Here is a 19,737-nt window from a genome sequence, read left to right as displayed (position 1 = left end):
TTTCCTTTTTGAATTTTTAAATATAATGATATTTTTTTAAGTATTCTTCTAATTTTTCTTTTGCCTTTTGATGATTTTTTATAAAATCTTCGTGAGCGTTTTCATTGCAAAAATTTGTTGCACACAAAATACACTCTGCATCAATATTTAAATTTTTAGCTACGCTCAAAACAGAAAAGGCTTCCATATTTTCTGCAAAAAAACCTAATTTTGAAAATTCTTTTGCTGCTTTTGAATTTTGACAAATATAATTTGAAGAATTGATTTTTATTGTTTCACGAGAAACATTTTCTTTTTCTAAGCAAATTTCATATTTTGCAGGAGTATAAAATGCATGTGAAATTTTAGAAAATTCTACATTAAAAGCGTGCGAACTTCTATAAATTTCTAAAATCCCTCCCTTATCATAAAGCCCACAAGTTCCTATAAATATAAGTTTTGATGGTTTTTCTTTGAAGCAAAGTTGACTCAAATGAAAAGCTGATTCAACCAAACCTATGCCTATAGCTTTTGCAAAAGAAAAATTTTCATTTCCACCCGCACAAACAATCATTTTGATCCTTATGAAATTTTACAAAAAATAATTCTACCTAAAAAGACTTAATTAAGAATTTTTAGATAAAATTATTTCTTATGGTTAAAGCAAAAAAACAATACGGACAAAATTTTTTAATCGATAAAAGCGTATTAGCAAAAATCATCCAAGCCATACCCAAAGAGATGAACAATATCATTGAGATTGGGCCTGGCTTAGGTGATTTAACGCAAGAGCTTTTAAAAATTTCTCAAGTAAAAGCTTATGAAATCGATAATGATCTCATACCTATTTTAAAAAAGAAATTTCAAAAAGAACTTGAATGTGGAAAATTTAACTTGATCCATCAAGATGCAAGCGAAGCTTTTAATCCTAGTCTTGATGAAAAACCATATTTTTTGGTTGCAAATTTGCCTTATTATGTTGCAAGTCACATTATATTAAAAGCTTTAGAAGATAAAAATTGTCTAGGGCTTATTGTAATGGTACAAAGGGAAATGGCTGAAAAATTCTGCGCTAAAGAAGGAAATAGTGAGTTTTCTTCCTTAGGTGTTTTAAGTGCAATGATTTGCGAAAGAAAAATACTTTTTGATGTTGATCCACAATGTTTTAATCCTCCACCAAAAGTTATGTCAGCGGTGATGAGTTTGATTAAAACTAAGGATTTTGATGAACTTTGCGAAATAGAAAATTTCAAAAATTTTCTAAAAGATTGTTTTAAAGCTCCTAGAAAACAACTCTTAGGAAATTTAAAAACATATAAAGCAAAAGTTTTAGAAGTTTTAAGCACTCTTGGCTTAAAAGAAAACATCAGACCACATGAAATTTGCGTTGATTTATACCTTAAAATTTATGACAAATTAAAGGATGAATATGGACGAAAACAAAGAGATAAATAAAAACGAACAAAATCCGAACTCAAATTCAAAAAACAATAAACGCTATAAATATAAAAATCGTAGAAAAAAATTAGCTGATTCTTTGCAAAATGAAAATGATACTCCAAAAATTGATCAAAATTCCAACAAGGAAAATTCTGAAAACTCAGAAAATAAAACTGAGAAAAAAAAGAAGAAAAATCGCAATCTTCCTTCAAAACTCACAGGTAATGAAGATTGGCAAATCGCTCTTGCAGAATGCATAGAAGCTAACCGTGTTTCACATGAAAACCGCTTACACCCTTTAAAATATAATAATTCTAGCGAGCATAAAATCCGCATCACTCCTTTAGGGGGCTTAGGAGAAATTGGTGGAAATATCAGTGTTTTTGAAACCAATAAAGACGCAATTATAGTAGATATAGGTATGAGTTTTCCTGATGGAACTATGCATGGGGTAGATATCATCATCCCTGATTTTGACTATGTAAGAAAAATTAAAGATAAAATTCGTGGTATAGTGATCACTCATGCACACGAAGATCATATCGGTGCGGTGCCTTATTTTTTTAAAGAATTTCAATTTCCTATCTACGCTACGCCTTTGGCTTTAGGAATGATTTCAAACAAATTTGAAGAACATGGCTTAAAAGCAGAACGCAAATGGTTTCGTCCTGTAGAAAAACGCAAAGTTTATGAAATAGGTGAATTTGATATAGAGTGGATCCACATCACGCATTCTATCATTGATGCTTCAGCACTTGCGATCAAAACAAAAGCAGGAACGATTATCCACACAGGTGATTTTAAAATCGATCAAACTCCAATCGATGGCTATCCAACAGACTTAGGACGTTTGGCACATTATGGAGAAGAAGGAGTTTTATGTCTTTTAAGTGATAGTACAAATTCTTATAAAGAAGGTTATACAAAAAGTGAAAGCTCTGTAGGGCCAACTTTTGATCAAATTTTTGCGCGTACTAAGGGTAGGGTGATCATGAGTACTTTTAGTTCTAATATCCACCGCGTTTATCAAGCTATCACTTATGGTTTAAAATACGGTAGAAAAGTTTGTGTGATCGGTCGTTCTATGGAAAGAAATCTTTATACCACTATGGAATTAGGCTACATCAAACTTGATAGAAAAATTTTCATCGATGCTGATGAAGTAAGCAAATATAAAGACAATGAAGTGCTTATCGTAACTACAGGAAGTCAAGGCGAAACCATGAGTGCACTTTATAGAATGGCAACTGATGAGCATAAATTTATAAAAATCAAACCTACAGATCAAGTGATTATTTCAGCTAAAGCCATACCAGGAAATGAAGCAAGTGTTTCTGCGGTGCTTGACTATCTTTTAAAAGCAGGAGCTAAAGTAGCGTATCAAGAATTTAGTGAAATTCATGTAAGCGGACACGCTAGTATAGAAGAGCAAAAGCTTATGCTAACCCTTACTAAGCCTAAATTTTTCCTACCAGTTCATGGAGAATACAATCACATCACCAAACACAAAGAAACAGCGATGAAGTGCGGTATCCCTGAAAGAAATATTTATCTTATGAGTGATGGCGATCAAGTAGAACTTTGCCAAAAATATGTCAAACGCATAAAAACCGTAAAAACAGGTAAAGTTTTTGTAGATAATCAAATCAACAAACAAATCGCCGATGATGTAGTTATAGATCGCCAAAAACTTGCAGATAGTGGTATAGTAGTTATTATCGCACAAATTGACAAAGCTACAAAAACACTGATCAACAAACCAAGAGTATTTAGCTATGGGCTAGTAGCTGACAAACACGATCATGCTTTTAGCAAAGATATGGCTGAAGTTTTAGGACAATTTTTCATCAATGTTAAAGATGAAGTACTCAATGATCCAAGATTTTTAGAAAATCAAATCCGTCAAGTTTTAAGAAAACACATCTTTAGAAAGATTAAAAAATACCCAACCATAGTTCCAACTATTTTTGTAATGTAAAAAAGGGCAAAAACGCCCTTTTTAAGGAAGATCAAATGAGAATTAATAAATTTATATCCCATAACACCCGCTATTCACGCCGTGAAGCCGATGAACTTATCAAACAAGGCTTAGTAAAAATAAACAACAAAATTGCCCTTTTAAGCGATGAAGTTAAATTTGATGATAAAGTTTTTGTTAAAGGTAAAAGAGTACAAAAAAGAACGCAATTTAGCGTGATAATCTACCATAAACAAAAAGGTGAAATTGTCAGTAAAAAAGACGATCGTGGAAGAAAAACTATATATGATACCTTGCCAAGACAATTTAGTACTTGGCTTAGCGTAGGTAGGCTGGATTATGCAAGTGAAGGCTTACTTTTGCTTACAGATTCTCCTGTGATTGCCGATGCTTTAATGCATAGCGATTTAGAAAGAGAATACTACCTTAAAGTTAAAGGCACGGTGAGCAAACAAGTCATCGAAGCCATGCAAAATGGACTTGAGATTAAAAATGAAAAAAAAGGCGCACATGCAAAAACTAAAATTACCTCTATGAGTTTTGCTCCTTTTATAGACTTTGAAATTTTTGGATCAAGTGGAGGCTATACTAAGCTTAGAGTGGTTATAAATGAAGGTAAAAATAGAGAGCTTAGACGCTTTTTTGGACATTTTGATCTTGAAGTCATGGATCTTAAGCGTGTTGCTTTTGGGGCTTTAGATCTTGGTATGTTGAAGGCGGGAAAACATCGTTATTTAGAAAATGGCGAATATGAAAAATTAAGAGATTTTTTAAAATTTAATGAAATAAGATATTGACCATTATATACAAAAATTTAAAAAATAATGATAATTTTTAAATTCTAAAAATTCTATTTTTATCCTTTTTAAAAGGAAAATAATAGAAAAATTTCATCAAATTCCTTGACTTTGAAAACAAGATTTTATATACTCTCATTTCAATTTTTATAAATTGGTTAGTTTTTAACTAACGAGTTCTTTTTAAAGGAAATATTATGGAAAGAATTAGGCTTAAGCTAAAAGCTTATGACCATCGAGTACTAGACAGAACAGTTGCAGCAATCGTAGAAGCTGTTAAAAGAACAGGTGCGGATATTAGAGGTCCGATACCAATGCCTACTAAAATCAAACGCTATACAGTTTTAAAATCTCCACACATTAACAAAGATTCTCGTGAGCAGTTTGAAATAAGAATTCACGCGCGTATGCTAGATATAGTAGCAGCGACTCCAGATACAGTTGATTCTTTAACGAAGCTTGATTTAGCGCCAGAAGTAAGCGTTGAAGTAAGAGCTATGGGTAAGTAAGGATAAGATATGGAATATATTGTAGAAAAAATTGGAATGAGCAGAACAATTACTAATCCAAGTATCGCTGTAACTTTACTAAGAGTTGTAAATGCAAAAGTATGTGAAGTTGAAGGCGGAAAGGCTTTAGTAGCATATCCAAAAGGTAAAGCAAGTAATAAATGTGTCGCAGGACAACAAAAAAAATACAATCTTTCTGCAGAATACAATAGATTTGCGACTTTAGAAGTAGCAAATACTGAAGCAGGAGATTTAGATGAAACTCCATTAAATGAAGCAAAAATTTTAAAAGTAAGCTTTAACACTAAAGGTAGAGGTTATAGCGGTGTTATGAAGAGACATAACTTCGCAGGGGGTCCAGCAAGTCACGGTTCTAGATTTCACAGACGCCATGGATCTATTGGTAATAGAGAATGGCCAGGTCGTGTTCAACCAGGTATGAAAATGGCAGGACACTATGGAAATACTAAAGTAACTGTTAAAAACGAAGTTGTATCTTATGATGCTGAAAATAAAATTTTAGTAGTTAAAGGTGCAGTACCAGGTTATAATGGTGCTATGGGTAAAATAAGGATTGCAAAATGAGTAAAGTAGTTGTTTTAAATGATAAATTAGAAAAAGCAGGTGAACTTGATTTACCTTCAAAATATGCGGAAGTAAATCCACACAATCTTTACTTGTATGTAAAATCTTACCTTGCAAGTTTAAGAGCAAATACAGCTCATACTAAAGGTAGAAGTGATGTAAGTGGTGGTGGTAAAAAACCTTGGAGACAAAAAGGTCGTGGCGGTGCTAGAGCGGGTTCAACAAGAACTAACGTTTGGGTAGGCGGTGCGGTTGCTTTTGGTCCAACAAATGAAAGAAACTACTTCCAAAAAGTAAATAAAAAACAAAAAAGATTGGCGCTTGAAAGAGCTTTAGCAGATAAAGCAGCTAAAGGTGTGTTATTTACTGCTGATTCTTTGGCTATTGAAAGTGGTAAAACAAAAGATGCAAACGCTGTGATTAAAAAACTTGGCGTCAAAGATGCTTTAATCGTTAAAGATTTACTAGATGAAAAAACACTTTTAGCTTACAGAAATTTAGCAAATTGCTATGTAGTTGATGTAACTGAAGTAAATGCTTATTTAGTATCTGTATTTAATGCTGTTATTATGGAAAAATCAGCGTTAGAATCTATTACAAAAGAGGGATAATTATGGCAGATATTACTGATATAAAGACTATACTTTACACAGAAAAAAGTTTGAATTTGCAAGAGCAAGGTGTCGTAGTTATTCAAACTTCGCCAAAAATGACTAAAACAGGCTTAAAAGCGGTTTTAAAAGAGTATTTTGGTGTAACTCCAAAAAGCATCAATTCTTTAAGAATGGATGGAAAAGTTAAGCGTTTTAGAGGTCGTTTAGGTCAAAGAAACGATTATAAAAAATTCTATGTTAAGCTACCTGAAGGTGTTAGCTTAGAAAATGCGGAGGCTTAAGATGGCAATTAAAACTTATAAACCATATACTCCAAGTAGAAGATATATCACAGGTTTAAGTTCTGAAGATATTACAGCTAAACCAAGTGTACGCTCACTACTTGTTAAACTTCCAGCACACGCGGGTCGTAACAGCTATGGAAGAATTACAAGTCGTCATAAAGAAGCGGGTGCTAAAAAACTTTACAGAATTATTGATTTTAAACGTCGTAAATTCGGTATAGAAGGCAAAGTAGAAGCAATCGAGTATGATCCATACAGAAATTGTAGAATTGCTTTGATTGCTTATAAAGATGGGGAAAAAAGATATATTCTTCAACCACGTGGATTAAGCGTTGGTGATATCGTTGCAGCTGCTGAAAGCGGACTTGATATTAAACCAGGTAATGCAATGAAACTTAAAAACATTCCTGTGGGTACTATTGTTCATAATGTTGAGTTAAAACCAGGTAAAGGCGGTCAAATGATTCGTTCTGCGGGTGCTTATGCACAACTTATGGGTAAAGAAGAAAAATATGTTATTTTAAGACTTGCAAGTGGTGAAATGAGACAAGTTTTGGCTGAATGTATGGCAAGTATCGGCGAAGTTGGAAATGAAGAATGGGCTAATATAACTATCGGTAAAGCAGGTAGAAATCGCCATAGAGGTATCCGCCCACAAACTCGTGGTTCAGCTATGAACCCAGTAGATCACCCGCACGGTGGGGGTGAAGGTAAGAAAAATTCAGGCCGTCATCCAGTAACTCCATGGGGTAAACCAACCAAAGGTGCGAAAACTCGTCGTAAAAAAGCTAGCGATAAGCTAATAATTTCAAGAAGAAAAGGAAAGTAAGATGGCTAGATCACTAAAAAAAGGTCCTTTTGTTGATGATCATGTAATGAAAAAAGTCATCGCTGCTAAAGAGGCTAATGATAATAAACCAATTAAAACTTGGTCAAGAAGAAGCACAATTACTCCTGATATGATAGGACTTACATTTAATGTTCATAATGGTAAAAGCTTTATTCCAGTTTATATTACTGAAAATCACATCGGTTATAAGCTTGGTGAATTTGCTCCAACACGCACATTTAAAGGGCATAAAGGCTCTGTGCAAAAGAAAATTGGTAAGTAAGGGATAAGATATGAGTAAAGCATTAATTAAATTCATAAGATTATCTCCAACTAAAGCAAGATTGATTGCTAGAGAAGTTCAGGGGATGAATGCAGAATTAGCTATGGCTAGTTTAAAATTTATGCCAAATAAAGGTGCAAAATATATCGCAAATGCAATTTCAAGTGCAGTAGCAAATGGTGGCTTTGAAGCAAACGAAGTGATTGTAAAAAGTTGTCGTGTTGACGCAGCTGCGGTATTAAAAAGATTTAGACCAAGAGCTAGAGGAAGTGCAAGTCGTATTAGAAAACCAACTTCACATATTTTAGTAGAAGTGGTAAAAGCGGAAGTGAAAGCTGAAGAGAAAAAAACAGTAGCTAAAAAAACTACTACAACAAAAGCTCCAGCTAAAAAAACAACAAGCACTAAAAAAGCAACAGCGAAAAAGGAAAGCTAATGGGACAAAAAGTTAATCCAATTGGTCTAAGACTAGGAATCAATAGAAACTGGGAATCAAGATGGTTTCCAACTAAAGCAAATTTAATAGAAAATATCGGTGAAGATTACAAAATCAGAGCTTTCTTAAAAAGAAAACTTTATTACGCAGGAATTAGCCAAATTTTAGTAGAAAGAACTGCTAAAAAACTTCGCGTTACTGTAGTTGCTGCAAGACCAGGTATCATCATCGGTAAAAAAGGTAGTGATGTTGATAATTTAAGAAAAGAATTGCAAGATTTAATCGGTAAAGATGTAAATATCAATATCAAAGAAGAAAGAAAAGCAGGAGCTTCAGCTCAACTTGCTGCTGAAAGTGTTGCAACTCAACTTGAAAAAAGAATTGCTTTTAGAAGAGCAATGAAAAAAGTAATCCAAGGTGCGCAAAAAGCAGGTGCTAAAGGAATTAAAGTTTCAGTTTCCGGTCGTTTAGGCGGTGCTGAAATGGCAAGAACAGAATGGTATCTTGAAGGACGCGTTCCACTTCATACTTTAAGAGCAAAAATCGATTATGGTTTTGCAGAAGCTAGAACTACTTATGGAAACATAGGAGTTAAAGTATGGATCTTTAAAGGTGAAGTATTGCACAAAGGTATGCAACCTGAAAAAACTGAAGAAAGTGCTCCAGCTAAAAAGCCAAGACGCACAAGAAGGGGTAAATAATCATGTTAATGCCAAAAAGAACTAAATATCGCAAAATGATGAAAGGGCGTAACAGAGGTTATGCTAATCGTGGAACAGAATTTACTTTTGGTGAATTTGCATTAAAAGCAACTGAAGCAGGACGCATTAACTCACGCCAAATCGAAGCAGCGCGTATCGCTTTAACTCGTTTTGTTAAAAGACAAGGAAAAACTTGGATTAGAGTTTTTCCAGATAAGCCTTTGACAAAAAAACCTTTAGAAACTCGTATGGGTAAAGGTAAAGGTGCTGTTGAGGAATGGGTAATGAATATCAAGCCAGGTCGTATCATTTATGAAATGGCAGGAGTAAGCGAAGAAATGGCAAGAGAAGCATTGACTTTAGCTATGCATAAACTTCCATTTAAAACTAAGTTTGTTACAAGAGAGAGCCAAAATGAAATATACTGAGATTAAAGATAAAACAGCAGCTGAGCTTGCAACAATGCTAAAAGAAAAAAAGGTGCTTTTATTCACTTTAAAACAAAAGCTAAAAACAATGCAACTTACTAATCCAAAAGAGATTAGCCAAGTAAAAAAAGACATTGCTAGAATAAATACAGCAATTAACGCTTTAAGATAAGGATAGAAAATGGCATTTAAAAGAGAAATTCAAGGCGTTGTTGTTAAAATCGCTGGTGAAAAAACCGCAAGTGTTTTGGTTGAAAGAAAAGTGGTTCATCCAAGATATAGAAAAATTGTTAAACGCTTTAAAAAATATCTAATTCATGATGAGAGAAATGAAGTTAAAGTGGGTGATACTGTTGTTGCAGTAGAATGCAGACCACTTTCAAAAAGAAAATCATTTCGCTTAAAATCTGTATTAGCTACAGGAGTTGAGTAATGATTCAAAGTTTTACAAGACTTGCAGTTGCTGATAATAGCGGTGCAAAAGAATTAATGTGTATCAAGGTTTTAGGGGGTAGCAAAAGAAGATACGCTACCGTAGGTGATGTAATCGTTGCATCTGTTAAAAAAGCTTTACCAAATGGAAAAGTTAAAAAAGGTCAAGTGGTAAAAGCGGTTATCGTTAGAACTAAAAAAGAAATTCATAGAGATAATGGTTCTTTGATTCGTTTTGATGAAAATGCTGCGGTTATTCTTGACAACAAAAGAGAGCCTATCGGAACTCGTATCTTTGGGCCAGTGGGCAGAGAAGTTAGATATGGTGGCTTTATGAAAATCGTTTCACTAGCACCGGAGGTATTATAATGGCGGTTAAATTAAAAATCAAAAAAGGTGATAGCGTTAAGGTTATCACAGGTGATGATAAAGGTAAAACAGGTAAAGTTTTAGCGGTATATCCAAAAACACTTAAAGTGGTAGTTGAAGGATGTAAAATCGCTAAAAAAGCTATTAAGCCGAGTGAGAAAAACCCAAATGGTGGTTTTATCAATAAAGAAATGCCAATGGATATTTCCAATGTGGCAAAAGTTCAGGAGTAAGCGATGATGAGATTAAAAGAAAAATATAATCAAAGCATTAAACCTGCATTGGTTAAAGAATTTGATATTAAAAATCCTATGCTTATCCCTGTGATCGAAAAAGTAGTTATCAGCGTAGGTGCTGGTGAGTTGGCTAAAGATCAAAAAGTATTGCAAAATGTTGCAGATACTATTTCTTTAATTGCAGGACAAAAGGCTGTGATTACTAAAGCTAAAAAATCAGTTGCAGGATTTAAAGTTCGCGAAGGTTTTCCTGTGGGTGTAATGGTAACTTTAAGAAAAGAAAATATGTATGCTTTTCTTGATAAATTAATTTCTATTGCTTTGCCAAGGGTGAAAGACTTTAGAGGTTTAAGTAGAGATGGTTTTGATGGACGCGGAAACTATAACTTCGGTCTTGATGAGCAGTTGATGTTCCCAGAAGTGGAGTATGATAAAATTTTAAGAACTCATGGTATGAACATTTCTATAGTTACAACAGCACAAAATGACAAACAGGCACAAAAGTTATTAGAACTTATCGGTGTGCCATTTACAAAAGGAAAGTAAGATGGCTAAAAAATCAATGATTGCAAAAGCGGCACGCAAGCCTAAATTTAAAGTTAGAGCTTATACAAGATGCCAAATTTGTGGGCGTCCGCATTCGGTTTATAGAGATTTTGGAATTTGCAGAGTTTGCTTAAGAAAAATGGGCAACGAAGGTTTGATTCCAGGTCTTAAGAAAGCAAGTTGGTAAGGATAAAATATGATAAATGATATTATTTCAGATTCACTCACTCGTATCAGAAATGCAGGAATGAGAAAGCTTGAAACAACCAAGCTTTTACATTCTAAAGTTGTAGAAGCTTTAGTTGGAATTTTTCAAGCTAAGGGCTATATTGAGAGTTTTAATGTTATTGAAGAAGATAAAAAGAAATTTATCAATGTAGTTTTAAAATACGATGAAAAAGGTAAGAGTGTTATCAATGAGCTTAAAAGAATTTCTAAGCCTGGTCGTCGTGTTTATAAAGGTAAAGATGAAATCAAGCGTTTTAAAAATGGTTATGGTACTATCGTAGTTAGCACAAGTCATGGCGTTTTAGCTAATGATGAAGCTTATAAAGCAGGTGTTGGCGGCGAAATTTTATGTACCATTTGGTAAAAAATCTGCTTTTTATGGCATTGGGTATCCATTCTTTTAAAAAAGTAGAAATATCCTAGACAAATAAAAAGGAAAAATATGTCTCGTATAGGTAAACAACCGATTGCTATTCCAGCAGGAGTAGAAGTAAAATTAGAAGGAAATTTGCTTAAATTTAAAAAAGGAAATTTAGCAAAAGAACTTGATACTAAAGCAAATGTAAATGTTGAGATTAAAGATAATAATATTCTTTTTTCTCCAAAAGGTGAAGACAGACAAAGTAGAGCTTATTGGGGAACTTACAGAGCTTTAGCTTACAATATCGTTGTAGGTTTAACTCAAGGTTTTTCAAAAACTCTTGAAATCAATGGAGTTGGTTATAAAGCAGCTTTAAAAGGTAAAGTTTTAGAACTAAGCCTTGGTTTTTCTCATCCTATTAATTATGATATTCCAGAAGGAATTGAAATTGTAGTGGATAAAAATACTATTGCAGTTAAAGGAAGTGATAAACAAGTTGTAGGTCAAGTTGCTGCTCAAATTCGTGAATTTAGACCACCAGAGCCATATAAAGGAAAAGGCGTTAAGTATTCTGATGAACGCATTATCCGCAAAGCTGGTAAGACATCTAAGAAGTAAGGGTAGAATATGAGAGTAAATGTATTAAAAAGAAAACTAACTTTAAGAATCAAAAGAAAAAAAAGAATTAGAGCGAAAATTTCAGGTTGTGAAAATTTTCCAAGAATTTCTGTATTTAAATCAAACAGAACTCTATATATCCAAGCGATTGATGATGTAAAAGCTGTAACTTTAGCAGCAGTTGATGGACGCAAACTTGGCGTTAAAGCAAATAAAGAAGGTGCTAAAAAAATCGCTGCTGAATTTGCTAAAACTTTAAAAGCTAAAAAGATAGAACAAGCTGTTTTTGATAGAAATGGTTATGTATATCATGGTGTTATCGCAGCATTGGCTGAATCTTTAAGAGAAAATGGCATTAGGCTATAAGGGGTAAATCGATGGAAAAATATAATAGAGAAGAATTTGAAGAAGTAATTGTCGATATCGGCAGAGTTACTAAGGTTGTTAAAGGTGGTAGAAGATTTAGATTTACTGCTTTAGTTATCGTTGGAAACCGCAAAGGTTTAGTAGGTGTTGGTTATGGTAAGGCTAAGGAAGTTCCAGATGCCATCCGTAAAGCTGTTGACGATGCGTTTAAAAATATCGTTGAAGTTAAAACTAAAGGTTCAACTATCGCTCACGATGTAGAGGTGAAATACAACGCAAGTAGAATTTTACTTAAACCAGCTAGCGAAGGTACAGGAGTTATCGCAGGTGGTTCTACGCGCCCTATCGTGGAACTTGCAGGTATTAAAGACATCTTAACCAAGTCTTTGGGTTCAAATAATTCAGCTAATGTGGTTCGTGCTACAATCAAAGCTTTAACAATGTTAAAAGGATAAGAAGATGAATTTAACAAAAGCAGCGGGTTCAACGCATAAAACTAAAAGAATTGGCCGTGGTCAAGGTTCTGGCATGGGTAAGACTGCTACTAAAGGGGGTAAAGGTCAAACTGCTAGAAAAGGTTATAATGAAAAAAGAGGTTTTGAAGGGGGTCAACAACCACTTCAAAGAAGACTACCAAAAGTAGGTTTTACTTCTAAAATTCAAAAACCTTATGTGATCAATGTTGAAAAAATCACAGCTGTAAAAGAGCTTAGTGAAATTACATTTGAGAGCATTAAAAGTGTTCACAAAATTTCAAAATCTGTGAATAAAATCAAATTAATTGGTGCAAGTGCAAAAGACTTAGTATCAAAAATCAAAGACGAGAATATTAGCGTCACCGGATCAAAATAATGAATAGAGCATTGACGAATAAGATTTTAATCACCTTAGCATTTTTATTTGCTTATAGGGTTCTGGCTTATGTGCCAGTTCCTGGCGTCAATGCTGATGTGATTGCGGAATTTTTTAATAACAATCAAAACAATGCTTTGGGTTTATTTAATGTTTTTAGTGGTGGAGCGGCTGAACGCTTTTCTATCATTTCTTTAGGTATTATGCCTTATATTACTGCTTCTATTATTATGGAGCTTCTTGCAGCAACTTTTCCAAATATTGGTAAGATGAAAAAAGAGCGTGATAGTATGCAAAAATATATGCAAATTATCCGTTATGCGACTATTGTGATTACTTTGGTTCAAAGTATAGGCGTTGCTATAGGTTTGCAAAGCTTGCACGGTCGTGGTGGTGCAGGGGCTATAATGGTAGAAGATTTAAATATGTTTATCGCACTTTGTGCTATTTCTATGCTTGCTGGAACTATGCTTTTAATGTGGCTTGGCGAACAAATCACACAAAGAGGTATAGGAAATGGTATTTCTTTAATCATTTTTGCAGGTATTGTTTCAGGTATTCCAAGAGCGATTTCAGGAACTGTAGGACAAATCAATTCAGGCGAGATGAATTTCTTAACCGCTTTTGCAATTTTTGCTTTGATTTTAATCACCATAGGGGTGATTATTTATATAGAACTTGGAGAAAGAAGAATTCCTATTTCTTATTCTCGTAAAGTTGTAATGCAAAATCAAAACAAACGCATTATGAATTATATTCCTATTAAACTCAATCTTAGTGGGGTTATTCCACCGATTTTTGCTAGTGCGATTTTGATGTTTCCAACAACAATTTTACAAACTAGTACAAATCCTTATCTACAAGCCATTAATGACTTTTTAAATCCAAATGGTTATTTGTTTCATGTTCTAACTTTCTTGTTTGTAATTTTCTTTGCTTATTTTTATGCTTCTATCGTATTTAACGCTAAAGACATAGCAGAAAATTTGAAAAAACAAGGCGGTTTTATCCCTGGAATTCGTCCAGGTGAAGGAACTTCAAGTTATCTTAACGAAGTGGCTTCTCGTTTAACTTTATCAGGTTCTATTTATTTAGGGCTTGTTGCAACCTTACCTTGGGTTTTGGTGAAATTTATGGGTGTGCCTTTTCATTTTGGCGGCACTTCTGTACTTATTGTAGTTCAAGTAGCACTTGATACGATGAGAAAAATTGAAGCTCAAATTTATATGAGTAAATACCAAACTTTAAGTGCGGTAGGTTTGTAATAAATAAAATTAGCAAGATTTTTCTTGCTAATTTATTCTAGGTTTTTGCTTTAAAAATAAAAACACAATGCACACTATAAAAATTACTATTGACCATATTAAAAAAGCATCTACAAGACCCATTTGTCTAACGATAGGTTGAGAGATAATAGGACTTAAAAATTGTCCTAAAAATATACAACTTGCTAAAATTCCATAAGCCCTAGAGCGAGCATTTTCAGGACAGATTGAAAAAAGATAAGCCGTATTATTTACAAGCATAATACCTCCACCCATTCCAAGCAAAGCTAAGGCGATTAAAACTGTGAAAAAGCTATCTACTAAAAAAAGCAGCAAAAAAGAACAAGATACGATAAAAAGAGTTAAAACATAGATAGTTTTAATACTTAAGAATTTTATAATATATCTATAGCTTAGAGAGAAAAAACCATAACATAGTGCAGATACAGACATCGAAATACCTATATATTTAGGATCCAATCCCAAATGTTCTTCTATATAGTAAGGAAGTTGAGTTGGCGAAATATAATAAACTACCATGATAAAAAAACCTATAAAATAGATAGGGAAAAATTGCCAATAATTTGTTTTTGTTTCTATTTTTGTATGATTATAGAATTTAAATTTTCTAGGTTCAAAAAGATAAATGATAGCCATTAAGGTAATTAAAATTCCAAGTCCATATACCAAAAAAGGATAACGCCAAGAATAACTTGAAACAAATCCAGCAATAGAAATAAAAACAGCACCCCCTACCGCACAAAAAAATCCTTGAAGACTTAAAGCATTTTCTCTGCGATTAAAGCCACCACGACTATAATAATCCCCAAGCAAAGCCGAAGCGCCTGTCATTATAAAAGCAGTTGCCATACCAAAAATAGCTCTTGAAGTCAGTATAGCATAAATATCATTTAAGAAAAAGCCACTTATCCCAGAAATAGTCCAAACCACCATAGCTGGAAGAATGAATTTTAATTTGCCAAATTTATCCATTAAAATACCAGCAAATGGAGATAAAATGACAACAAAAATAGCAGGGATGGTTAAAACTAAGCGAACAAGTATATCAAGATGAGCTAATGTGAAACTTGAAGCAAGAGTAGCGCCACTTTGGGTTAAAAGTTCTTCAAAATGTCTGTTGATAGCAGGCAGAGCAGATGAAATGACCACGCTTCCTAGCATAGTCATAGCAGCCATAGAAAACACAGCTGCTTTAAATCCGGACTTTTCAGTAATTTGAATTATTTTTTTATCCATTTTTGTGTCATTTGGATGAAATTTATAAGTTTTGTCATTCATAATTTTTACCTTTTTTATTTTATTATACTCCAAAAATTATGGTTTGTATTTAAAATTACTTAAAATTATATTTTATTTATTTTGTTATGATAGTTTTGTTTTTAAAATATTTTAGCTTGATTAAAATATATTTTATAAGTAGAATTTTAAATATTTTTAGCTAAATTCAGCTTTTTATTTAACAAGGGTGCAAAATGAAGAAAAATTTAATCATAGTAGAATCTCCTGCAAAAGCTAAAACCATAGGAAATTTTTTGGGAAAAGATTATGAAGTTATCGCTTCTAAAGGACATATTAGAGATTTGCCTAAATCAAGCTTTGGGATTAAAATAGAAGATGATGAATTTATCCCTGAGTATAGAATCACAAGTGATCATAGCGCCTTAGTTAAAGAACTTAAAAGCAAAGCCAAAGATGCCAAAGAAGTCTATCTTGCAACGGATGAAGATAGAGAAGGAGAGGCTATAGCCTATCATATTGCAAAAGCTATAGGAAAAGATGAAAACACCTTACCACGCATTGTTTTTCATGAAATCACTAAAAGCGCTATAGAAAATGCTTTAAAAAATCCAAGACAATTAAACATGCACTCTGTAAATGCTCAGCAAACCAGACGTCTTTTAGATCGCATTGTAGGGTATAAGCTAAGCCCTTTATTAGGACAAAAAATTCAAAGAGGACTTAGTGCTGGGCGTGTTCAAAGTGCGGCTTTAAAGATCATAGTCGATCGTGAAAAAGAAATTCGTGCCTTTGTACCCCTAGAATACTTTAGTATTGATATGATTTTTCAAAAAGATTTAGATGCAGAACTAGTTGAGTTTGATAAAGTCAAGATAGAAAAACTTACCATTACCAACAAAGATCGTGCTAAACTTATACTAGAAGCTTGTAAAAATGAAGTTTATAGTATAAGTGACATTGAAAGCAAAGAAAGAAAAATCGCTCCGCCGCCTCCTTTTATGACTTCAACTTTACAACAAAGTGCCAGCAATCGCCTTGGTTTTAACCCTAAAAAAACCATGATGATAGCTCAAAAGCTCTATGAAGGAGTAAATACCCATGAAGGCGTGATGGGGGTTATTACTTATATGAGAACCGATAGTTTAAATTTAGCCAAAGAAGCAGTAGAAAATGCAAGAAAATTCATACAAGCAAATTTTGGCAAAGACTATCTTCCAAGCAAAGCAAATGTATATACTACAAAGACTAAAGGCGCTCAAGAAGCTCATGAAGCTATACGCCCTACAAATTTAAGTTTTACTCCAGAAATTTCGGCTAAATTTTTAGACAAAGATGAGTTAAAACTTTACACACTTATTTACAATCGCTTTTTAGCCTGTCAGATGAGTCCTGCTATCTCTCAAACTCAAAATGTATTTGTAAAAAATGATAGAGCAGTTTTTAAAATAAGCGGTAGAAAAATCCTTTTTGATGGATATTATAAAGTTTATGGTGATATGGATAAGGATAAAATTTTGCCAAATTTTAAAATAGGCCAAAATTTAAAAGTGCAAAATTTAGAAATGAACTCGCATTTTACCGAACCACCTTCAAGGTATTCAGAAGCAGGACTTGTAAAAAAACTTGAAAGTTTAGGCATAGGTCGCCCTTCTACTTATGCACCAACCATTTCTATACTTACAAGCCGTGATTATGTAATAATAGATAAAAAACAACTCATTCCTAGCGATGTTGCTTTTAATGTAACCGAAGTGCTTGAGAAAAATTTTAGCGATATAGTAGATAGTAAATTTACTTCAAACCTTGAAAATACCCTAGATGAAATCGCAGAAGATAAGGCAGATTGGCAAGAAACTTTAAAAGAATTTTACTATCCTTTTATGAGAAAAATCGAAGAAGGAAAAACAAAAATAGCTAGTCAAAAAACTGTCACAAAACTAGGCGAAAGTTGTCCTGATTGTGGCGGAGAGCTTGCTATTAGAAAAGGGCGTTTTGGAGAATTTGTAGCGTGTTTAAATTTCCCAAAATGCAAGTATTCAAGAAATTTAAAAAGTGAAAGCAAAAACGAAAGCGAAAATACAGCCGCAAAAGCTAAAGCTAATGGTACAGGCATTACTTGTCCAAGTTGTCAAAAAGGTGAAATCGTAGAACGCTTTTCAAAACGTGGTAAATTTTATGGCTGTAGTGCTTATCCAAAATGCAATTTTATAAGCAAATACAAACCAAGTGAAGAAAAATGCGAAGAGTGTGGCGAAACTTTAGTGATAAAAGAGCTTAAAAAAGGTACATTCTTAGAATGTTTAAAGTGTAAAATCAAAAAAGAAATGAAGGATTAGAATGCAAATCATGCTTTGTGCTATTTCAAATATAGCGAGTGGAAATTGTTCGGAAGACTGTAAATACTGCACCCAAAGTGCTCATGTAAAAACAGATATTCAAAAATATCGTCGTAAAGAACTTTCACAAATCGTTTTAGAAGCAAAAATGGCAAAGAAAAATGAAGCCTTGGGTTTTTGTTTGGTTACGGCAGGACTTGGGCTTGATGATGAAAAGCTTGAGTATGTTTGCGAAGCTGCCAAGGCTGTGCAAAAAGAAGTGCCTAATTTGCTTTTAATTGCCTGTAATGGTATGGCAAGCGTGGAACAACTCAAAGAACTTAAAAAAGCAGGAATTTTTTCTTATAATCACAATCTTGAAAGTTCTAAGGAATTTTTTCCACAAATTTGCACCACACATACTTGGGAAAGTAGATTTCAAACCAATTTAAACGCTAAAGAAGCAGGGCTTATGCTTTGTTGTGGTGGAATTTATGGTATGGGTGAGAGCGAAGAAGATAGGCTAAGTTTTAGAAAATCTTTGCAAGAATTACAACCTTTTTCAACGCCTATTAATTTTTTTATAGCAAATGAAAATTTAAAACTACAAGTTCCAAGACTTAGTGCTGATGAAGCTTTAAAAATCGTGCGTGACACCAAAGAGGCTTTGCCTCAAACTGTAATCATGGTTGCAGGTGGACGTGAAGTGGTATTGCAAGAAAGGCAGTATGAAATTTTTCAAGCAGGTGCTGGGGCTATTGTTATAGGGGATTATTTAACCACTAAAGGTGAAGAACCAAGTCAAGATATAATAAAATTAAAAGAAATGGGATTTACTTTTGCATCAGAGTGTCATTGATCCACAAGGTTTAATTGATCTAAAAATTCTTATTGTTATAGCTTTATGCTTACTTTTTTCTCCGCATATTGCAAAAATTTTACGCTTGCCTCTTTCAGCTACTGAAATTATTTTAGGGGCAATAATAGCATATTTTGGTTTCATAGGAAAAAGTGAAAATTTTGCACTTTTAGCCAATGTAGGTTTTTATTATCTAATGTTTATAGCGGGTATGGAGGTAAATTTAAGAGCCTTTTTTAATATGGATAAAGAAGTCGCCAAAAAAAGTTTTTTTTATATTTTTTTACTTTACGCTTTATCTTCTCTTATAGTATGGATTTTTGGACTTTCTTTAGTATTTGTTATCATTATACCTGTGATGAGTGTAGGGCTTTTATCTTTGCTTTTTAAGGATTTTGGAAAAGAGTGTTATTGGCTAAATATTGCTATGATAGTGGCTACTTTAGCTGAGGTGATTTCTATTGTGCTTTTGACTATAGCGGGAGCTTTTTTGCGCGAAGGAACAGGTATTATTGATGTAGCGCAAAGTATTTTATATCTTAATATCTTTTTGGGACTTTGTTTGCTCGGATTTAAAATGCTTGGTGTGCTTTTTTGGTGGTATCCTCAGCTTAAAGTTGTGCTTATGCCATGGGAAGATAAAAATGAAAAAGATATAAGATTTTGTATGGCCATTTTTATACTGATCATTGTTGCTATGGTTATTACAAAACTTGAAATCGTTCTTGGTTCTTTTATAGCAGGTTCATTTATAGCTACTTTTTTTGATCATAAAAAAGATCTTGAGCACAAGCTTTCTACTTTTGGACACGGGTTTTTGATCCCTATTTTTTTTATCCATATAGGTTCAACCTTTGATCTTAAAATGATTTTAGATTATAAAATCGTTTTACAAGCATTTTTACTTATGTTTGTTATGGTGGGTTTAAGAATTTTATGTGCAAGTGTTTTTTTAAAAAGAATTGGTTTTAAAAATATGATTTTATTTGGTCTTAGTCATTCTATGCCTTTAACCTTGCTTATAGCAACAGCTACTCTGGGTTATTCGGGCAAGGTTATTGATGAGAAGCTTTATTCAGCACTTATTTTAACAGCGTTATTTGAGGCTGTTATTGTTATGAGTATGATTAAATTTTTTTCTAATTCTAAAAAATGAAAGTTACTTTT

General features: G+C 33.2%; 29 protein-coding genes. 27 read left to right on the top strand and 2 right to left on the bottom strand.

The features are described 5' to 3' along the window. Nucleotides 1-16: 16 nt before the first annotated feature. Entirely contained in the window at nt 17-553 is a 537-nt protein-coding gene (locus FBF22_RS08255) for a hypothetical protein (RefSeq protein WP_002884199.1), read from the bottom strand. Nucleotides 554-633: 80 nt separating this feature from the next. On the opposite strand from FBF22_RS08255, the gene rsmA reads away from it, so the two are divergent. The 24 genes from rsmA to secY all read left to right on the top strand — a co-directional run bounded on the left by rsmA (nt 634) and on the right by secY (nt 14,136). Continuing rightward, entirely contained in the window at nt 634-1,434 is an 801-nt protein-coding gene (gene rsmA / locus FBF22_RS08250; protein ID WP_002860133.1) for a 16S rRNA (adenine(1518)-N(6)/adenine(1519)-N(6))-dimethyltransferase RsmA, read from the top strand. Beyond that, complete coding sequence (locus FBF22_RS08245) at nt 1,403-3,397, top strand: ribonuclease J (RefSeq protein ID WP_079264877.1); 1,995 nt, start codon at nt 1,403-1,405, stop codon at nt 3,395-3,397. Before rsmA ends, FBF22_RS08245 begins: the two co-directional genes overlap by 32 nt. Before the next feature lie 35 nt (nt 3,398-3,432). After that, entirely contained in the window at nt 3,433-4,194 is a 762-nt protein-coding gene (locus FBF22_RS08240) for a pseudouridine synthase (protein ID WP_002853086.1), read from the top strand. A 197-nt stretch (nt 4,195-4,391) separates the two neighbouring features. After that, the gene (rpsJ, locus tag FBF22_RS08235; protein WP_002779353.1) at nt 4,392-4,703 is read left to right on the top strand and encodes a 30S ribosomal protein S10; all 312 of its coding nucleotides are present in this window, start codon (nt 4,392-4,394) and stop codon (nt 4,701-4,703) included. 9 nt (nt 4,704-4,712) lie between these two features. Next, nucleotides 4,713-5,288 carry a 50S ribosomal protein L3 gene (gene rplC / locus FBF22_RS08230; protein WP_002779987.1) on the top strand — a complete coding sequence of 192 codons (576 nt, stop codon included), beginning with the start codon at nt 4,713-4,715 and terminating at the stop codon, nt 5,286-5,288. Then, the gene (gene rplD, locus FBF22_RS08225; RefSeq protein ID WP_002783544.1) at nt 5,285-5,899 is read left to right on the top strand and encodes a 50S ribosomal protein L4; all 615 of its coding nucleotides are present in this window, start codon (nt 5,285-5,287) and stop codon (nt 5,897-5,899) included. The genes rplC and rplD overlap by 4 nt, the downstream gene beginning before the upstream one ends. A 2-nt stretch (nt 5,900-5,901) precedes the next feature. Then, complete coding sequence (locus FBF22_RS08220; protein WP_002779446.1) at nt 5,902-6,183, top strand: 50S ribosomal protein L23; 282 nt, start codon at nt 5,902-5,904, stop codon at nt 6,181-6,183. 1 nt (nt 6,184) lies between these two features. Then, nucleotides 6,185-7,015: a 50S ribosomal protein L2 gene (gene rplB, locus FBF22_RS08215; protein WP_002884202.1), complete on the top strand. Its 831-nt coding sequence runs from the start codon at nt 6,185-6,187 to the stop codon at nt 7,013-7,015. Nucleotide 7,016: 1 nt separating this feature from the next. After that, entirely contained in the window at nt 7,017-7,298 is a 282-nt protein-coding gene (gene rpsS / locus FBF22_RS08210) for a 30S ribosomal protein S19 (protein ID WP_002884204.1), read from the top strand. 10 nt (nt 7,299-7,308) lie between these two features. After that, nucleotides 7,309-7,734 (top strand): 50S ribosomal protein L22, encoded by a 426-nt coding sequence (gene rplV, locus FBF22_RS08205; RefSeq protein WP_002884207.1) that lies wholly within the window; start codon nt 7,309-7,311, stop codon nt 7,732-7,734. Beyond that, nucleotides 7,734-8,435: a 30S ribosomal protein S3 gene (gene rpsC, locus FBF22_RS08200; protein ID WP_002884209.1), complete on the top strand. Its 702-nt coding sequence runs from the start codon at nt 7,734-7,736 to the stop codon at nt 8,433-8,435. The genes rplV and rpsC overlap by 1 nt, the downstream gene beginning before the upstream one ends. A gap of 2 nt (nt 8,436-8,437) precedes the next feature. Continuing rightward, a complete protein-coding gene (gene rplP, locus FBF22_RS08195) occupies nt 8,438-8,863 on the top strand; it encodes a 50S ribosomal protein L16 (protein ID WP_002779441.1) in 426 nt (141 codons plus the stop codon). Continuing rightward, nucleotides 8,850-9,035: a 50S ribosomal protein L29 gene (rpmC, locus tag FBF22_RS08190; protein ID WP_002851566.1), complete on the top strand. Its 186-nt coding sequence runs from the start codon at nt 8,850-8,852 to the stop codon at nt 9,033-9,035. The genes rplP and rpmC overlap by 14 nt, the downstream gene beginning before the upstream one ends. Before the next feature lie 9 nt (nt 9,036-9,044). Further along, the gene (gene rpsQ / locus FBF22_RS08185) at nt 9,045-9,296 is read left to right on the top strand and encodes a 30S ribosomal protein S17 (RefSeq protein ID WP_002851549.1); all 252 of its coding nucleotides are present in this window, start codon (nt 9,045-9,047) and stop codon (nt 9,294-9,296) included. Further along, on the top strand, nt 9,296-9,664 hold the full coding sequence (gene rplN / locus FBF22_RS08180) for a 50S ribosomal protein L14 (RefSeq protein ID WP_002779438.1): 369 nt from the start codon (nt 9,296-9,298) through the stop codon (nt 9,662-9,664). Before rpsQ ends, rplN begins: the two co-directional genes overlap by 1 nt. Continuing rightward, nucleotides 9,664-9,897 carry a 50S ribosomal protein L24 gene (gene rplX, locus FBF22_RS08175; protein ID WP_002779437.1) on the top strand — a complete coding sequence of 78 codons (234 nt, stop codon included), beginning with the start codon at nt 9,664-9,666 and terminating at the stop codon, nt 9,895-9,897. The genes rplN and rplX overlap by 1 nt, the downstream gene beginning before the upstream one ends. 3 nt (nt 9,898-9,900) lie before the next feature. Next, nucleotides 9,901-10,446: a 50S ribosomal protein L5 gene (gene rplE / locus FBF22_RS08170; RefSeq protein ID WP_002851453.1), complete on the top strand. Its 546-nt coding sequence runs from the start codon at nt 9,901-9,903 to the stop codon at nt 10,444-10,446. Nucleotide 10,447: 1 nt separating this feature from the next. Beyond that, entirely contained in the window at nt 10,448-10,633 is a 186-nt protein-coding gene (locus tag FBF22_RS08165) for a type Z 30S ribosomal protein S14 (protein ID WP_002851478.1), read from the top strand. Nucleotides 10,634-10,642: 9 nt separating this feature from the next. Continuing rightward, a complete protein-coding gene (gene rpsH, locus FBF22_RS08160) occupies nt 10,643-11,038 on the top strand; it encodes a 30S ribosomal protein S8 (RefSeq protein WP_002851353.1) in 396 nt (131 codons plus the stop codon). Between the two features lie 78 nt (nt 11,039-11,116). Continuing rightward, nucleotides 11,117-11,653 carry a 50S ribosomal protein L6 gene (rplF, locus tag FBF22_RS08155; RefSeq protein WP_002851302.1) on the top strand — a complete coding sequence of 179 codons (537 nt, stop codon included), beginning with the start codon at nt 11,117-11,119 and terminating at the stop codon, nt 11,651-11,653. A gap of 9 nt (nt 11,654-11,662) precedes the next feature. Next, nucleotides 11,663-12,019: a 50S ribosomal protein L18 gene (gene rplR / locus FBF22_RS08150; RefSeq protein ID WP_116491749.1), complete on the top strand. Its 357-nt coding sequence runs from the start codon at nt 11,663-11,665 to the stop codon at nt 12,017-12,019. 11 nt (nt 12,020-12,030) lie between these two features. Next, complete coding sequence (gene rpsE, locus FBF22_RS08145) at nt 12,031-12,474, top strand: 30S ribosomal protein S5 (RefSeq protein ID WP_002779428.1); 444 nt, start codon at nt 12,031-12,033, stop codon at nt 12,472-12,474. Nucleotides 12,475-12,478: 4 nt separating this feature from the next. Next, a complete protein-coding gene (gene rplO / locus FBF22_RS08140) occupies nt 12,479-12,871 on the top strand; it encodes a 50S ribosomal protein L15 (RefSeq protein ID WP_002851292.1) in 393 nt (130 codons plus the stop codon). Further along, on the top strand, nt 12,871-14,136 hold the full coding sequence (gene secY, locus FBF22_RS08135) for a preprotein translocase subunit SecY (protein WP_002864789.1): 1,266 nt from the start codon (nt 12,871-12,873) through the stop codon (nt 14,134-14,136). Before rplO ends, secY begins: the two co-directional genes overlap by 1 nt. A 27-nt stretch (nt 14,137-14,163) precedes the next feature. Here the strand turns inward: secY and FBF22_RS08130 are convergent, their stop codons facing one another. Beyond that, entirely contained in the window at nt 14,164-15,435 is a 1,272-nt protein-coding gene (locus FBF22_RS08130; protein ID WP_002873254.1) for an MFS transporter, read from the bottom strand. Nucleotides 15,436-15,629: 194 nt separating this feature from the next. Here FBF22_RS08130 and topA point away from each other — a divergent pair, with 194 nt between their 5' ends. Genes topA through FBF22_RS08115 form a run of 3 tightly spaced genes read left to right on the top strand, consistent with a single transcriptional unit; the run spans nt 15,630 to nt 19,726 of the window. Continuing rightward, a complete protein-coding gene (gene topA / locus FBF22_RS08125; protein WP_002884212.1) occupies nt 15,630-17,732 on the top strand; it encodes a type I DNA topoisomerase in 2,103 nt (700 codons plus the stop codon). 1 nt (nt 17,733) lies between these two features. After that, a complete protein-coding gene (locus FBF22_RS08120) occupies nt 17,734-18,570 on the top strand; it encodes a biotin synthase (protein WP_002884213.1) in 837 nt (278 codons plus the stop codon). Continuing rightward, nucleotides 18,551-19,726 (top strand): cation:proton antiporter, encoded by a 1,176-nt coding sequence (locus FBF22_RS08115; RefSeq protein WP_002884215.1) that lies wholly within the window; start codon nt 18,551-18,553, stop codon nt 19,724-19,726. Before FBF22_RS08120 ends, FBF22_RS08115 begins: the two co-directional genes overlap by 20 nt. The last annotated feature ends 11 nt before the right edge of the window (nt 19,727-19,737 follow it).

The sequence above is a fragment of the Campylobacter sp. CFSAN093260 genome (assembly GCF_012890095.1).
In the GTDB taxonomy this organism is placed as follows: Bacteria; Campylobacterota; Campylobacteria; order Campylobacterales; family Campylobacteraceae; genus Campylobacter_D; species Campylobacter_D jejuni.
The sequence above is the reverse complement of the archived record's forward strand: the minus strand, read 5'-3'. Positions and strand labels throughout refer to the sequence as shown.